The organism is Alkalicoccobacillus gibsonii, from assembly GCF_016798245.1.
GTDB classification, from domain to species: Bacteria; Bacillota; Bacilli; order Bacillales; family Bacillaceae_D; genus Alkalicoccobacillus; species Alkalicoccobacillus gibsonii.
Genome location: NZ_JAEUZA010000001.1, coordinates 192574 through 208665, shown reverse-complemented (window position 1 = coordinate 208665; position 16092 = coordinate 192574). Strand labels below are relative to the sequence as shown.

The window sequence follows — 16092 nt, the reverse complement described above, 5'->3', positions numbered from 1 at the left end:
CCTTTCAAAGCATTTGGTTTATCTCTTCTGTTACCGATTTTGAAAGGCTTACTACCGGAGTTCGATGGAGAATTGCTCTGTGCATTTTTTTCAGTCTGTGATCAACTAGTTTCTTTTTCTCGTTTGGCAAATAAAGCTGTAAATAATAATACGAATACATACGACGATATTCTAAGAAAAATGGTAGTTGATCCACCCAGTCTCCAAAAACATGAACGCGTTGAAATGTTTGTTCATACCCTTTAAACATTTCTACTAAAAAGAGCTTAAGAAAGTCGTGGCGTTCCGTTTCTCCAACAAATTGCAAGGCGTGATAGATTGAAATAGCCAAATCATAAAAATAATAATTATACTGCACGTCTCCAAAATCAATCGGATATCCTTGGTTTTGGTTAATGAGTAAGTTCTCATGATGCAAGTCATGGTGAATAATTCCAAACGTTTCATTGGATGTCGGCAAACTAGACGAGTACTCAACCATTTCATGAAACGTTTTGAGCATTTGATCATCAAAGCTTTCATGAATCGCTAAATAACTAGGCGTCGTACTCCAATGTGGTAGATCAAACTCTTCATCTGGCTCATTAAATGACGAGGCTACTTGATGCATTCGTCCAAGCGTTCTTCCCCAAATGCGGTAAAAATCCGCATTCCACTCTTTATACGGAATCATTCTTCCATTCACTTTAGAAAAGACTACATAATAATAAGTCTCTTCTATGTCTGTTGTTTGTTGATGCACAGTGTCGCCTGAAATGGTTTTAAGTACATCTGGTACTGCAAGTCCGCCATCTCTTAGTGATTTCATCCAAATTAACTGAGACTGTAGCTGTCTAAGTGAAATGTCTTTAGAATGATATGCTTTTATTATGTACTCTCTCTCTAGGTGTTGAATGACATACACTTGATCTGAAAATCCACCAGCCTTTTTTATGAGCTGTGCTTGGTACTTGACAGCCGCCTCTCTAACAAGGTTTTCCTTCAAGTGCCTCTCCCCCCTAATACTATTACGGACATCTTAAAGGAAGGTTACAGTTTTTTGTTAAAAATATGCAAAATGCATTGTAAAGAAGCTGTATACTCGACCCTAGAAGGAATTATGGCTATACTATAAGAAAAGAACCTATGAATTAAGGAGCGATCCAACATGTTAAAATTTATTGATAACTCGGGGATTACAGATCCAGAATTAAATTTAGCTATTGAAGAATATGCATTAAAAACACTTGATCCAAAAGATACATACTTACTATTTTATGTAAATCGTCCATCCATCATTATTGGTAAAAATCAGAATACATACGAAGAAATTAATCTTGATTATGTAAAGGAAAAAAATCTTTATGTAGTTAGACGCCTTTCTGGTGGTGGTGCAGTGTATCATGATGAAGGGAATCTAAATTTCAGCTTTATCGCTGAAGACGACGGCCATTCCTTTCATAACTTCAAGAAATTCACAGAACCAGTGGTACAGGCGCTTGCAAAGCTTGGTGTTCAAGCAGAGCTAAGCGGTCGTAACGATATCCACGTGGGCGAGCGTAAAATCTCAGGTAATGCACAATTTACAACTAAAGGCCGCATGTTTAGTCATGGAACCTTAATGCTTGACTCAGAAATTGAAAATGTCGTTTCTGCTTTAAATGTGAAGGATGAAAAGATTCGCTCAAAAGGGATTAAATCAATTCGAAGTCGCGTAGCAAATGTAAGTGAATTTTTAGAGAAGCCGATCTCGATGGATGAATTTAAACAACTACTCCTTCAATATATCTTTAATACAGATGGCGAGATTCCAACATACACATTCACAGAGGAAGACTGGGAAGCAATTCATAAGCTCTCAAAAGAACGATACCAGAACTGGGATTGGAACTATGGAAAGTCTCCCGCCTTTGATATGCAACGATCCAAGCGCTTTACAGGTGGAAATGTTGACATACGTTTGAATGTACGTCGCGGTCATATTGAAGCATGCAAAATTTACGGGGACTTCTTCGGTGTAAGAGATGTCAGTGAGCTTGAAGAGTTACTAGTAGGAACGAAATATGACTCCGAGGAGCTTTCTAACACACTTGAAGAAGTTGATATTTCATCCTTCTTTGGCAAGGTCACTAAAGAAGAATTTTTGGACTTACTATATTAAAAAAAAGTGGCGGCTCGCTTAGCGAACCGCCCAATGGGGGAGAGTAGAGAGAACATTTTGGAAGCTAGGTCATTGACCTTTCCTACGTCTTACTTTAATGCAATCAGAGAGCAGAAACAGTAATTTTGTCATATATCCTTACACATTTTCTACGCTCTCACCCATTCACGATTAAGAAGGGATTCATATGAATGATATTCAATTAATTCAATCTATGTTATCTAATCATAAACTTGATAAAAGTCGCGATGCCGCAATCGTCATTCCCCTAGTTCGCGAAGAAGATCAGAGCTTATCCATTTTGTTTGAGGTTCGAGCCATGACGTTGCGAAGCCAGCCAGGTGAGATCTGTTTTCCAGGTGGGCGTATTGATCCAGACGATGTGAATCCACTTGCTGCCGCTTGCCGCGAATTATGCGAGGAGCTTGGGTTATCTCATAACGACTTTGACGTACTTACGGCTTCTGCACTTGAACCCGTAATGAGTCCTAGACGCGGGAAAATCTATCCTTATGTTTGTTTTATTCCGGATCCGAGTGTGATCAGCCCCAATCAAGCAGAAGTGTCTACAACGTTTCGTGTTCCTTTATCCTATTTACTTGAACATCCACCTAGCGAACATAAGACTTCATTTCACTTTGAGTTCTCAGATGATTTTCCGTTTCACAAGATCGCAAATCAATCTGCCTATAAGGGTCAAAAGCAAACGATGACTGAGCACGTATTTGAGTATGATGGTCACGTAATCTGGGGCCTAACAGCCAGATTACTTGTTTCGTTTCTCGCAATCTTAAATGAAGGTCAAGATCAATCATAAAAAGCACAGCCTAGGCTGTGCTTTTTTCTACTTATTCATCATATAGTTTCTTCTTCGCGCGAACAGCCAAACGATTACAAATCACAGCACCAACTAATGATAAGCAGATCGCTGGTATCATAAGCTCTGGTGGTCTAGTCGTTTGTGCTAAGTCCTCTGGGATGACAAGCCCCACGTACAAAAAAGCGGCCAGTGACCAAAGAACATATCCAAACCGATTATAGTCCTCTTGTTTTCCAAGTAGAATCTTCTCTTTTTTTGTTTCCACCAAAACCGCCTCCCTCTTATCTATCAATCATTCTATCATTCTTTCTCTGCTAGAAATGATGTAATAGAAGGGAGTTTAGGAAGGTTTATCCTATTTGTTAGCTAGAGCTTCAACCATTAAGAGTACTTGCTTAGCCGAATTGACTGAAGCTTTTTCAAGAAACTGATCGTAAGACATTTTCGCATCGCTTCCAGCAATATCAGATAGCGAACGAATGATGACAAATGGAATGTCAAATTGCTGACAAACCTGTGCAATCGCTCCTGCTTCCATTTCAGCACAGTACGGTTCATTAAAAAGCTGCTTGATTTCCTCCACACGTGACGCATCACTCATGAACGAGTCACCAGAGACGATTAATCCTTTTTCTGAATGGATTCCGACTTTTTGAGCCGCTTCTTCTGCCACTTGCATTAAATGACTGTCTGGTTGATAAAAAGCTGGCATTTGAGGAACCTGTCCATATTCATAGCCAAACACCGTTGCATCCACGTCATGATAGCGCAATTCTGTTGAAATGACGATATCTCCAACAGAAAGAGACGGATAAAATCCACCTGCCGAACCTGTATTAATGATTCGATCAGGTGAATAAAGTTGAATCAAAAGCGTTGTTCCTATGGCTGCATTCACCTTACCAATACCTGATTTTAATAAGACAACCTTCACTCCATCTATTGTTCCAGTGTTGAATTCACAACCAGCAATCACACGATCCTGTCTGTTTTCAAGCTTACCTCTTAGTAATACAACTTCTTCTTCCATTGCTCCAATAATTCCAATAACCACGACCGAACGTCCTTTCCTTCATAAAACATGAGTAATACGTTCAGTATACACCATTTTTTATGCTCGAAAAATAGATTAGGCTTTTTTACGCGCTGGTGATTTACGTTTAACTGCCGCTTTACGCTTAGGTTTCGTTCGTTCTAATGATAGTTGCAGAGCTTCTGTCAGATCTGTCACATTTGTTGCTGTTTGCTTTTGTGCTGCAGGCGTTACGGTATCTTCTCCAGCTTGCTTTTGTTCAATGAGATTCATAAGATTTTCTCTATACTCATCATGATAAGCAGCTGGATCAAACGTCGTTGTTAGTTGATCAATTAAAAGCAGTGCTGTTTTTAATTGCTTATCATCAACCTCACTCTTCCCTGAAATTGATGGTACCTCATCCACACTTCTTACTTCATCTGGAAAATGAATCGTCTCCATGAGTAAACACTGTCTGTAAACACGTACAATCGCTAGCTGTTCTTTTGATCGAATGATGATTTTTGCTACTCCAATTTTTCCAGACTGCTCGAGTGCTTTATGAAGAAGAGAGTATGCTTTAGAACCCCCATCACCAGGAGCTAAAAAGTAGCTCTTTTCAAAATAAATCGGGTCAATTTCCTCAAGCTTTACGAAATCAAGAATTTCTACAGCTTTTTCTTCATTCTCCTTCCTTAACGCTTCTAAGTCTTCTTCATCTAAAACCACAAATTTGTTCTTGCTGTATTCATATGCTTTCACAATATCCTCTGGTTTCACTTCCTCCTCACAATTTGAACAGGTCTTTTGATATGAGATGGGTGTATGACACTTCTTATGAAGCTGTCTAAGCTTAATATCTTTATTTTCTGTAGCCGTATGGAGCTTGACTGGAATACTGACAAGTCCAAAACTAATGGTCCCTTTCCAAACCGTATGCATTACGTAGCCTCCCTTTTTTGTTACTGTTTGATTGTCGCTCTATTTTTATGTATAGATTCGTTTGGATCACTTAAAATAACAGCAGAAACGGAGGAATGACATGTGACCATTATGAAACCTATGCTTACAACACATACTTCTGAGCTACCTCGTGGAGATCAATGGCTTTATGAACCTAAATACGACGGGTTTAGGTGCTTGCTTATCGTGACCCCTTCTCATGTTCGCCTACAAAGTCGTAATGGTCGAGATATGTCCTCTCAGTTTCCAGAAATCATAGAAGCGATAAACAACCTCTCATTCCCTTATCCATCCTTTACGTTAGACTCTGAGCTCGTTTACCTACGCTCACCATTCTGCAGTGATTTCTCAAAGGTTCATAAGAGGTCAAAGCTTCGCGCAAAACGTACAATTGAAACTCATTCCCTCACATTTCCTTGTTCATTAATTGTGTTCGATCTCATTGAGCGTAACCAAGAATCACTTACTCATTTTCCTTTACGTATTCGGAAAGAGTATCTAGACAACTTTTTCTCAAGTCTATCAGGGAACCACCTCATTCCCATTCAAAGCTTCACACACATAGAACCACTGCTTAGAGAGCTTTCTTTTGAAGCTGGAGAAGGTATTCTTGCTAAAAAGATAACAAGTCAATGGACTGAGGGAAAGCGATCATCTGATTGGTTAAAATGGAAGCTCCCTAAACAAGGAACGGTGATTCTCACTCACTACCAATCAACGAATCAGTATTTTACTGGTCAAGTGTATAAGGATGAATCGCTCATGCCTGTTGTACAAGTAGCGCACGGTTTCTCAGAGGAAAAACGACAAACTCTTATAAGTCTTTTTAAGCAAAAAGGGAAGAAGTATGGAACAGATGGCTGGGTTTTACCACCAGGGATCTGTGCGGACATTTTAAGTATTGGTATAAATGATGAGAACATGCGAGAGCCGAGATTCTCAGATTTTAATTTGACGACTGACCCTTTAGCATGTACATTCAATCAATTAAAAAAAGAGTTAACGTTGCCAAAAGACTATATCGAGCTAACGCACCCAGATAAGCCGATTTGGGACCACGCGGTAAAAGATGATTATCTCTTTTATCTTCAACATATTGCTCCACATCTTCTTCCCTTTTTGCACAATCGTGTTCTTACGGTTATTCGTTTTCCGCACGGAGGTGGAGATGAACGATTCTATCAGAAAAACCGGCCTGAATCAGCACCAGAATATGTGACATCTGTTATACACGAGAACATTGACTACATACTATGCAATGGATATGATACACTGCTCTGGCTCGGAAACCAGCTGGCGCTAGAATTTCATATTCCATTTCAACCACATACCGACGACTGTCCTTGTGAAATGGTAATCGACTTAGACCCTCCTTCTGTTGAAGAATTTCATCTCGCTGTTAAAGCAGCAAAGTTAGCCAAAGAGGCGCTTGATTTCTTTAAACTAACAGCCTTTGTTAAAACGTCAGGTGGGAAAGGGCTACAGCTATATATTTCTCTGCCTTTTAATCAATATTCGTATGACGAAACGCGGTCTTTTCTGCTTTTCTTGTGTGAATTTCTTTGTGAGCAACGTCCAGATCTCTTTACTTTGGAACGACTTAAAAAAAAGAGGAAGGGGCGCTTATATCTTGATTATCTGCAACATGATGCCGGCAAAACGATTGTTGCACCTTACTCTACTCGTGGAGACACTGGTTATGTTGCGACTCCACTCGAGTGGGAAGAGCTTGAAGACGAATCTCTTCATCCATCGCAATTCACTATTTGGACGGTCCTGGAACGCTTAGAGAAAAGACCGGACCCTTTTCGTCGTTTTAATGACGTGCGAGTACAGCAACCATTTCGTGAGGTGTTAGAGCGAATAAATCATCAATAAAAAAGCTTGCTTAAAGAGTAGTACTCTTTAAACAAGCTTTGTTTTATCTGTATGGATTACTTGATAGCTGCTCAGTGGATACCACTTGCCAGCCTTGCCCGTCCTGCCATTCAATTCGAACTCGGTAAGGGTTGCTGTAACTACCTTGATCGTTTTTATCACTGAATGTACCGACTGCAGAGGTTGGTGAACCTCCATTTTCTAATCTCCAGAGAGTCATTTCACTTTGACTAGATAGTCCTTGAGGAGAACCGACTGCCGCTACCATCTCATTCCAATTTTGACTACCTTGGGTAAAGTCAGGCTTAAACTCACCTGTTTGTTCTGTACCGATCGGCTCTTGCTCCTCGTCTTCTTGACCGTCCTCTTCACGATCCTCGTCTTCGGTAGCATCTTCCGTATCTGCATCTGAATCATCATCAGCTGTTGCATCGTCATCATCTTCTGTACGACCATCCGCTACACTGTCTTGGTTTTCATCATCGTCTTCACTTGCAGCATCAATGTCATCATTATCATCAGATGTGGCAGGATCTTTAATCCCTGCACTTCCACTTCCCGTTTGATTCGTTCCATTATCAGTGTTACTTTCATTATTCTGATTAGCGGTCTCATCATTATTTCCATTCAAGAAAATTGAAACTCCTACAATTAGTATAAGTGCAATAACCACACCAATGGCTATATTTAAGATCCGACTCATTTTCTTTCGCCTGCGTGTTTCGTAACGATTTCCTGCCATACTTGAATCATCCCTTCATACTCATTCTCTCTCTATTATACATAGGATTCTATGAATGAAAAGTAATCTTCCTTCTCATTATATCGTCTTCATCTGGAAGTTCAAGAGGTCTTATATAAACAAACTAGTGAAGAAGTACTAGCTAGAATTAAAAAAGCGAAACCTTTTTTCATAGGTTTCGCTTTTGTCGTCTTACTTAATTTCTTTAATTTCGATTTCCATATCTCCACCAGGAGTACTTACTGTCACTCGGTCATTGATTGTTTTACCAAGCAAGCTTTGAGCGAGTGGTGAATCATTTGAGATTTTACCTTCTGAAGGATTAGATTCTGCACTTCCTACAATGATATACTCTTCTTCATCACCATCAGGAAGTTCGATGAAGCGAACCGTTTTCCCTAAAGAAACGATGTTTCCAGGTGCGCTTTCTTCTTCAATAATAATCGCATTGCGAATCATTTTTTCCACTTGTAGGATACGGCCTTCTACAAATGCCTGATCTTCCTTCGCAGAATCATACTCTGAGTTCTCAGACAGATCTCCAAAACTACGAGCAACCTTTATACGTTCAACGACTTCTGCACGTCGTTCTGTTTTTAGAAAATCAAGCTCCTCTTCTAACTTCTTCTTACCATCCAATGTCATATAGTGCTTTTTCTCTTCTGCCACTTGACTCACTCCTCATAAGATACAGGTTATAATAGTTCCTATACTAGATAAGATAAGACAATCGTCCTACTTATTAAGTTAGCAATGATTTAGCCTCAATAATTGCACGAATTTTAGTAACCATTAGATCAATCGCCACTTTATTTTGGCCGCCCTCAGGTACAATCAAATCAGCATAACGTTTCGTTGGTTCAATAAATTGTAGGTGCATCGGTCTAACCACATTTGTATATTGGTCAATAACCGAATCAATGGATCGACCACGATCTTTAATATCACGTGACAATCTACGGATGATGCGAATATCAGCGTCAGTATCAACAAATAGCTTAATATCCATCATATTACGCAGCTTCTCATCTTCAAGAATCAAAATACCCTCAAGGATAATAACATCCTTTGGCTCGATCGGAATAATTTCCTCAGAACGTGTGTGATTTGCATAATCGTACACGGGTTTTTGTACAGCTTCCTGGTTAGTTAATTGTTCTAACTGATGAAGAAGCAGTTCATTATCAAAAGCAAGTGGATGATCGTAGTTTGTTTGTAACCGCTCATCCATACTTAAATGACTTTGATCTTTATAATATGCATCTTGTTCAATTAATACGATGGACTGTTCATTAAACTGCCGAAAAATTTCTTTAGCTACGGTTGTTTTGCCTGAGCCCGTACCGCCCGCAACCCCGATGATAATAGGCTTATGATTCATGTTAAAATCCTCTTTTCAGTAATTAAATCTATTCTTCTAGATTGGTTAGTAAATATCCTTTATTTCTTTATACTCACAGCAAGTCCATCTCCAATTGGAAGAACTCGGGTTAAGAAAGCAGGATGTTCCATCAGGTATTGATTATACGAGTCAATCTTTCCGGCAAGCTTTGAAAGCCGCTTATTCGATAGATCGCTTTTTGCAACCAGCCCCCTGAATAATACATTATCCGAGAACACAATACCACTAGAAGTTATCAGCTCAGTATATAATTCAAAAAAACGTTTGTATTGCCCCTTAGCCGCATCAATAAATAATACATCAAACAATGGCATTTTTTCAAGTATTTCCACTACATCTAGCGCATCCCCTTCGATTAGTTGGATGCGATTTCCTAAGCCTGACTTTTCAATATAGGATCTTGCCATTGCTGCACGCTCAGGATCTCTCTCAATCGTTACAATCTCTGTTTTTGGAAGCGCTGTAGCCATACGAATGGCTGAATAGCCAATCGCTGCGCCAATCTCCAAAATCCTTTTTGGGGGATTTAGCTGCATCAACTGGAGAAGACTCTCTATACCAACCAGATCCATGATTGGGACAGAATGTTCTGCCGCATATTGTTCCATTTCCTCGATTAATTCAGATCGCTTCGGTGTAAGAGCAACTAAATAATCAAGCGTTTCTTGATCAAACATGACGTTCTACTCCTTATGATTAAAAAGAGGAAGGAATGAATAATCCATTCCTTCCATCCTCTATTCTATTTCTTCAACTGCTTATTCTCCCGCATCGATCCATTCCTGACGATATTCTTCTACTACCTGTTGATGGTCTTCGTACGAGCTATTGTAGATCACTTCGCCAGTCACTCGTGCATAGAAGAATAAATAATCCGTTACTCTTGGCTCAAGCGCCGCTTTAATTGAATCCTCACCAGGACTTGCAATAGGACCAACTGGTATTCCTTCATACATGTATGTGTTATAAGGTGAATCAACATCTAGATCATCTAAAGAAGTCATATACAGGTGAGATCCTGCTGCATAAGCTACTGTTGGGTCAACTTGAAGCTTCATATTATCATCTAAACGATTGTATAACACTCCTGAGATCAGGTAGCGGTCTTCAGATGTTTGCGCTTCTCGCTCTATGATTGAAGCAAGAGTCATAATTTCATGCAACGTGTAATTGCTATTTTCTATTTGATCCGAATATTGATCCAGCACAGACTGAGTCCGTTCTAGCATCGTTTCAATAATCGTTTCAATCGAAGCATTTTCGTCTACGAAGTCATATCTTGCAGGGAATAAGTACCCTTCTAATGGATGACGAATCTCACCATCTAATACTTGCTTTCCAAGAATCGGATAGCGATCAACCAGTGATTCTATGTATTCATCATCTTGCATTTTTTCAAGAATTTCGTCCTCGCTATATTGCGTTACTTCTGCTATGCGTTTCACTATATCCTCAAGCCAGAAGCCCTCTGGAATGGTAAAATTAAAGACAGACTCTTGCTCTACTTTGCCATCTTTTAATGCATGAATAATTTCCTCCATCGACATATCCGTTGATAACGCATAGTCGCCAGCTTGAAAATCGGATTCGTTTAAATATCGCACATAGTATTTAAAGATCGTCCCATTTGAAATGAGTCCGGCATCCTCTAGAATTCCACCTATACCACCAGGTGTTGAACCAATCGGTATACTTACTTCAATTTGTTCACCATTATCCTTGTCCATTGGTTCGATTGAACCCTTTAAATAAGCGTATCCACTTACAGCAATTATAGCACCGATTATAATAATCGCAATGAAAGAGATGAATACCCACTTTCGGACAACTTTTGCCTGCGACACGCGTTCTTCGTATAACGTGTTTCGCGGCTTTTCTTTGGAATCAGACATCGTTCTCCTCCCTCCGCCGTTCCCATTATACTAATACATGTGAGAAATGTCAGTATTGAATTGCGGAAATTCAATGTTCATACACATCTTTTAGTATTTCCTTGTTTAAAAAAAGTACACCTGAAGCACTATCTTGTATAACAAGATAAATAACCCTTGCATTACAAGTTAATTCGTTTTATACTTCGGATATACCTTGTAATACAAGATAAAGGGTTGAAAGAAAGTTGGTGCTTGCTTGTCTACAACACAAATGATGAAAGGAATCATTGATGGATGCTTGCTATCTATCATAGGTGAGAATGAGGTGTACGGATATGAGCTAGCCAAAAAGCTTGAAGCGTATGGTTTTGAATCATTTAGCGAGGGAACGATCTACCCATTACTGCTACGAATGCAAAAAGAAGACCTTGTTACTTCTACTCAACGCAAATCAACGGCAGGTCCAAAGCGCAAATACTACTCACTGACGACTAAAGGGGAAAAAGAGCTTCAATTGTTTAAGGAAAGATGGCTCACACTTCAGGAAAATGTGAACCGAGTCATAACTCATAACTCATTAGATAACTAGGAGGGAGAAGTAAATCATGGTACATCCATCATTATCAAAAGAAAGCCAAACCTTTTTAGAGAATTTAAGACTCTATCTATTCTCTAGCGGTAAACACGAGGAAGAAATCAACGAGATTGTTGCGGAACTGGAAGACCATCTTATTGAAGCCGAACACGCTGGCACACCAATAGAACGCATTGTTGGTCATTCTCCTAAAGAGTATATGGAATCTCTTTCAAAGGAAATGAACGTTGATGTGTGGGGATGGATGAAATATGGTGTGATGATTTTAATTGGTGCCTTCTGTATGAACTTAATTCCAGATGTACTAAGAGGAAATTTATCTTATTCTTTATATTATATCCTTTCAAACATAAGTATTATGTTACTCTTTTTATTTGCTACAGCCCTTTGCTTTAGGTATTTAGCTACACACACGGTCTCTACACTAAAACAAATAATTTTACTTGGGACGCTTTCAATGATTCCACTGCTTTTATTTGTGACCGTTCTTTTTACTGACCGTCTTATTGAATCTCCGGTTTTTGTTATGAATACGTTTGGTACAGTGATAGTAGGTTTTATTGCTGCGCTAGCCCTTATTCTTCTTTCCATTTGGGCAAAGACACCGGTTGTTCTTATCATCGTTGCATTCTTGACACTACCAGATTATTTACTACGATTTACTCAGCTGGCTAATGACACGCAACTGATTGTGAGCTCTATTGTCACGTTTGGTGGCATTGCGCTTTATCTACTATTCGTCAATCAATCTGAGAAAAAGAAAGAAAAAGACGCTTGAGTTATCTCTCAAGCGTCTTACTTTTATTATTCTTCTTCGTCCTCTTGCTCTTCAGAAAAAGTATTAAGCATTTCTTCAATTACAGCCCACTCTTCATCAGTTTCAACAGGGAAAAGCGCGATGTCATTTTCTTCGCCTTCACGATCCTCGTAACGGAACGCGAATACTTCTTGCTCTTCATCTTCGTCATCTTCTGTTTCTTCTTCATTTTCCCCTACAGGTACGACGAGAAGATATGAGTTTCCAGTTGTATCAACGGTAAAACGGAATAGCTCATCAAATAAATGCTCAGTTCCGTGCTCGTCTGGAATGATAATACGTTCTTTTTCTTCTTGTGCCATAGTTGGACACCTCTCTATTACAAAGTTTTTCCTGCGCGATCTAGATAACCCTGCAGGATAAGGGTTGCTGCTATTTTATCAATGACTTTTTTACGTTTCTTACGGCTCACATCTGCATCAACAAGGACACGCTTGGCAGCCATTGTTGTTAATCTCTCATCCCACATGACAATATTCGCGTCAATGTACGATGATAAATCATTTGCAAACGCTTGGCAATACTCACCGTTGCCACCGATGGAACCATCCATATTCTTAGGAAGACCGATGACAACCGTACTAACTTCATTTTCTTTCACAAGCTTGGCAATCGCTTCGTAATCCTGCTCAGCTTGTCCTTCTGTTCGTTGCAGCGTTTCTACACCCTGTGCCGTCCAGCCAAATGCATCGCTTAAAGCGACACCTATCGTTTTTGTACCAACATCAAGACCTAATGATTTCATTCGTTCTCCTTACGGTGATGTGTTAAATAAGACTTCACAAGCGCTTCAATTAATTCATCTCGTTCTAACTTTCGAATTAATGTTCTGGCCTCTTGGTGTCTTGGAATGTACGCTGGATCACCAGATAGTAGGTAGCCTACAATCTGATTAATTGGGTTGTACCCTTTTTCCTCAAGGGCAGCATAAACCGTCAGCAGCACCTCCTGGACATCTACATTAACAGAGTCGTCATGAAAATCAAACTGCATTGTTTTGTCCATAGAGCTCATCACATGCACCTCTCTCTAGAAAGTTCCGGACTTAGCTCACGATTGGAGCTTGTTACGTTTATTGTACATCAAAATCATTGAATTAGGAAATTGATTTTACATATTCAGCAACAAATTCAAGCGCGCTATCAAGCTGATCAGGATTTTTCCCGCCTGCTTGTGCCATATCAGGTCGACCTCCGCCGCCTCCGCCACAGCGTGTAGCTACTTCTTTCACGATCTTTCCAGCGTGGAAACCTTGATCAATCAAATCTTTTGTAACTGCTGCAACAATGGATACCTTCCCACCTGTTTCAGCTCCTAAAACAAGAATTCCTGATTCTGTTTCTTGCTTCAGTTTATCCATAATCGTACGCAATGCGTCCATATCACGGGCATTCACCTTTTTAGCAAGCACAGACACGCCGTTCACTTCCACCACAGAATCCGTTAGATTTGAAGCTTCCATGTTCCCAACTTTAGCAGACAATGACTCATTTTCACGTTGAACAGCTTTCATTTGTCCAAGAATGCTATCAATACGTGCTGGAACATCACGCACTGACTTAGCTTTTACTAAAGTCGCTGCTTCTTGCAGTATATCCAACTGCTCTTGGACATATAAGTAAGCAGCTTTTCCAGTTACGGCTTCAATCCGTCTCACTCCTGCACCTATTCCCGTTTCGGATACAATCTTAAACTGGCCAATTTCAGCTGTATTTTGAACATGGATCCCACCGCATAGCTCTAAGCTGTAGTCTCCTACTTGTACAACTCGTACAGTGTCACCATATTTTTCACCAAATAGAGCCATCGCGCCCATTTGCTTTGCTTCATCAAGTTTCTTTTCAGAAATATCTACGGATAAGGCGGACCAAATTTTTTCGTTTACAATAGACTCAATCTGAGTAAGCTCTTCTTGAGTTACCTGACCAAAGTGAGAGAAGTCAAAACGTAAGCGATTCTCTGATACGAGGGAACCGGCTTGATTTACATGTGTTCCTAACGTATCTTTAAGTGCCTGGTGCAAGATATGTGTCGCTGTGTGGTTTTTAATTGTCCCACTACGCTCTGTACGAGTAACGCTCGCTTTTGCGCTTGCTTTACTCGACAGCGTTCCTTCTTTCACTTGAACAGTGTGAAGGTGCTGACCGTTTGGTGCTTTTTTTACATCGATCACTTCAGCCACACCTGTTTCAGTGCGAATGAATCCACCATCAGCAACCTGTCCACCACTTTCTGCATAGAAAGGTGTACGGTCAAGAATCAATTGAGCCTCTTGGCCTTCGCTTGCTACTTCCCCAAGCTCTTGATTCACAATTAATGCTTGAATCGTTGCGTTTGCTTTAAGTGTCTCGTACCCCACAAACTCACTTGGCTCCGTGATTTTACTTAGCAACTCACTTTGAACATTCATTGAACCCGTATCTTGTCTTGCAGCACGAGCACGCTCTCGTTGTTTGTTCATCTCTTCTTCAAATCCAGGACGATCAATAGCTAGTCCTGCTTCTTCTACATACTCCTCAGTTAGGTCAACAGGGAAACCGTATGTATCATACAAACGGAACACGTCTTCCCCACTTACAATTCCTTTTGAAGCAGCTTTCGTTTCAGCTACGATCTTATCTAGAATTGTAAGTCCTTCACTCAACGTTTCGTGGAAACGCTCTTCCTCCGTTCGAATCACACGTTGGATAAAGTCAGCTTTTTCATTTACATCCGGGTAGAAGTCCTTCATAACTTCACCAACAACCGGAACAAGCTCATACATAAATGGACGTTCAATCTGAATTTGTTTAGCAAAACGAACAGCTCTACGAAGAAGTCTTCTTAGAACATAGCCACGCCCTTCATTTGATGGCAGTGCCCCATCGCCAATGGCAAAGGCAACTGTGCGAATATGATCAGCAATGACTTTAAACGCAACATCTGTTTCTACACGATCTGAATAATGAACAGATGTCAGTTTTTCAACAGATTTAATGATCGGCATGAATAAATCTGTTTCAAAGTTTGTTGGTACATTTTGAATAACAGATACCATACGCTCAAGACCCATACCTGTATCGATATTCTTCTTTGGAAGTGGAGTGTACGAGCCATCTGGATTATGGTTAAATTGAGAAAATACCAAGTTCCAAATCTCTAGATAACGATCGTTTTCACCACCTGGGTAAAGCTCAGGATCTTTTGGATCATTCCCGTACTCAGGCCCTCTATCAAAGAAGATTTCAGAGTTTGGTCCACTTGGGCCCTCGCCAATATCCCAGAAGTTCCCCTCTAGTCGGATAATTCGTTCACTAGGAATTCCAATTTCAGTAATCCATAGATCGTATGCTTCATCATCCTCAGGATGGACTGTAACAGATAGCTTTTCAGGATCAAAACCAATCCATTTCTCACTCGTTAGAAATTCCCATGCCCATTCAATGGCTTCTTTTTTAAAATAGTCACCAATCGAGAAATTTCCTAGCATCTCAAAAAACGTATGGTGTCTAGCTGTTTTCCCTACATTCTCAATATCATTCGTACGAATGGATTTTTGGGCATTTGTGATACGAGGATTGGCAGGGATCACACTTCCATCGAAATATTTCTTAAGTGTGGCCACTCCACTATTTATCCAAAGTAAGGTAGGATCTTCAAAAGGAACAAGAGGTGCACTCGGCTCCACATCATGCTCTTTTTCCTTAAAGAAATCCAAGAACATCTGCCTCACTTCAGCAGAGGTTAAATGTTTCATCTTCTACTCATCTCCTTTACAAATTAACCATCCCAACATAACAAAAAAACTCCTCCCTAAAAGAAGGGACGAGATTATCACGCGGTACCACCCTAGTTATGAATCAAATC

The 16092-nt window shown here is 40.0% G+C and carries 18 protein-coding genes and 1 other annotated feature (1 of these 19 only partly in view); of the genes, 5 read left to right on the top strand and 13 right to left on the bottom strand.

The genetic code is table 11. From position 1 onward, the window contains the following. Positions 1 to 4 precede the first annotated feature (4 nt). Positions 5 to 985, bottom strand: a complete 981-nt coding sequence (locus JNO66_RS01125; RefSeq protein WP_203086376.1) for a phosphotransferase enzyme family protein — start codon at positions 983 to 985, stop codon at positions 5 to 7. Positions 986 to 1147: 162 nt separating this feature from the next. Here JNO66_RS01125 and JNO66_RS01120 point away from each other — a divergent pair, with 162 nt between their 5' ends. Beyond that, on the top strand, positions 1148 to 2140 hold the full coding sequence (locus JNO66_RS01120) for a lipoate--protein ligase (RefSeq protein WP_203086375.1): 993 nt from the start codon (positions 1148 to 1150) through the stop codon (positions 2138 to 2140). 187 nt (positions 2141 to 2327) lie between these two features. Next, positions 2328 to 2957: an NUDIX hydrolase gene (locus tag JNO66_RS01115; RefSeq protein ID WP_203086374.1), complete on the top strand. Its 630-nt coding sequence runs from the start codon at positions 2328 to 2330 to the stop codon at positions 2955 to 2957. 31 nt (positions 2958 to 2988) lie between these two features. Here the strand turns inward: JNO66_RS01115 and JNO66_RS01110 are convergent, their stop codons facing one another. From JNO66_RS01110 to ku, 3 genes are all read right to left on the bottom strand, one after another. Continuing rightward, positions 2989 to 3225, bottom strand: a complete 237-nt coding sequence (locus JNO66_RS01110; RefSeq protein WP_203086373.1) for a YrhC family protein — start codon at positions 3223 to 3225, stop codon at positions 2989 to 2991. Positions 3226 to 3315: 90 nt separating this feature from the next. Next, a complete protein-coding gene (gene mtnN / locus JNO66_RS01105) occupies positions 3316 to 4014 on the bottom strand; it encodes a 5'-methylthioadenosine/S-adenosylhomocysteine nucleosidase (protein ID WP_203086372.1) in 699 nt (232 codons plus the stop codon). Between the two features lie 75 nt (positions 4015 to 4089). Beyond that, on the bottom strand, positions 4090 to 4917 hold the full coding sequence (ku, locus tag JNO66_RS01100) for a non-homologous end joining protein Ku (RefSeq protein ID WP_203086371.1): 828 nt from the start codon (positions 4915 to 4917) through the stop codon (positions 4090 to 4092). A gap of 111 nt (positions 4918 to 5028) precedes the next feature. Here ku and ligD point away from each other — a divergent pair, with 111 nt between their 5' ends. Next, complete coding sequence (gene ligD, locus JNO66_RS01095) at positions 5029 to 6816, top strand: DNA ligase D (RefSeq protein ID WP_246483176.1); 1788 nt, start codon at positions 5029 to 5031, stop codon at positions 6814 to 6816. Between the two features lie 43 nt (positions 6817 to 6859). On the opposite strand, the gene JNO66_RS01090 is transcribed toward ligD, so the two are convergent. The 5 genes from JNO66_RS01090 to mltG form a co-directional block, all read right to left on the bottom strand. Next, positions 6860 to 7558, bottom strand: a complete 699-nt coding sequence (locus tag JNO66_RS01090; RefSeq protein WP_203086369.1) for a DUF1510 family protein — start codon at positions 7556 to 7558, stop codon at positions 6860 to 6862. A 192-nt stretch (positions 7559 to 7750) separates the two neighbouring features. Next, positions 7751 to 8227 carry a transcription elongation factor GreA gene (gene greA / locus JNO66_RS01085; protein WP_203086368.1) on the bottom strand — a complete coding sequence of 159 codons (477 nt, stop codon included), beginning with the start codon at positions 8225 to 8227 and terminating at the stop codon, positions 7751 to 7753. 73 nt (positions 8228 to 8300) lie between these two features. Further along, positions 8301 to 8939 carry a uridine kinase gene (gene udk, locus JNO66_RS01080; RefSeq protein ID WP_203086367.1) on the bottom strand — a complete coding sequence of 213 codons (639 nt, stop codon included), beginning with the start codon at positions 8937 to 8939 and terminating at the stop codon, positions 8301 to 8303. A gap of 59 nt (positions 8940 to 8998) precedes the next feature. Continuing rightward, positions 8999 to 9637 (bottom strand): O-methyltransferase, encoded by a 639-nt coding sequence (locus JNO66_RS01075; RefSeq protein ID WP_203086366.1) that lies wholly within the window; start codon positions 9635 to 9637, stop codon positions 8999 to 9001. 81 nt (positions 9638 to 9718) lie between these two features. Next, positions 9719 to 10852, bottom strand: coding sequence for an endolytic transglycosylase MltG (gene mltG / locus JNO66_RS01070; protein ID WP_203086365.1), 1134 nt, complete (start codon positions 10850 to 10852; stop codon positions 9719 to 9721). Between the two features lie 253 nt (positions 10853 to 11105). Between mltG and JNO66_RS01065 the strand changes: the two genes are divergently transcribed. Both JNO66_RS01065 and JNO66_RS01060 read left to right on the top strand, forming a co-directional pair. Next, on the top strand, positions 11106 to 11423 hold the full coding sequence (locus JNO66_RS01065; RefSeq protein ID WP_203087460.1) for a PadR family transcriptional regulator: 318 nt from the start codon (positions 11106 to 11108) through the stop codon (positions 11421 to 11423). Between the two features lie 16 nt (positions 11424 to 11439). Continuing rightward, positions 11440 to 12207, top strand: coding sequence for an HAAS domain-containing protein (locus JNO66_RS01060; RefSeq protein ID WP_203086364.1), 768 nt, complete (start codon positions 11440 to 11442; stop codon positions 12205 to 12207). A 26-nt stretch (positions 12208 to 12233) separates the two neighbouring features. On the opposite strand, the gene JNO66_RS01055 is transcribed toward JNO66_RS01060, so the two are convergent. The 4 genes from JNO66_RS01055 to alaS all read right to left on the bottom strand — a co-directional run bounded on the left by JNO66_RS01055 (position 12234) and on the right by alaS (position 15982). Next, positions 12234 to 12548 (bottom strand): DUF1292 domain-containing protein, encoded by a 315-nt coding sequence (locus tag JNO66_RS01055; protein WP_203086363.1) that lies wholly within the window; start codon positions 12546 to 12548, stop codon positions 12234 to 12236. 17 nt (positions 12549 to 12565) lie between these two features. Then, positions 12566 to 12991 carry a Holliday junction resolvase RuvX gene (ruvX, locus tag JNO66_RS01050; protein WP_203086362.1) on the bottom strand — a complete coding sequence of 142 codons (426 nt, stop codon included), beginning with the start codon at positions 12989 to 12991 and terminating at the stop codon, positions 12566 to 12568. Then, on the bottom strand, positions 12988 to 13260 hold the full coding sequence (locus tag JNO66_RS01045; RefSeq protein ID WP_203086361.1) for an IreB family regulatory phosphoprotein: 273 nt from the start codon (positions 13258 to 13260) through the stop codon (positions 12988 to 12990). The genes ruvX and JNO66_RS01045 overlap by 4 nt, the downstream gene beginning before the upstream one ends. 82 nt (positions 13261 to 13342) lie before the next feature. Beyond that, positions 13343 to 15982, bottom strand: a complete 2640-nt coding sequence (gene alaS, locus JNO66_RS01040; protein WP_203086360.1) for an alanine--tRNA ligase — start codon at positions 15980 to 15982, stop codon at positions 13343 to 13345. A 61-nt stretch (positions 15983 to 16043) separates the two neighbouring features. Continuing rightward, positions 16044 to 16092 (bottom strand) — a binding site (T-box leader); it runs 155 nt beyond the window's last position.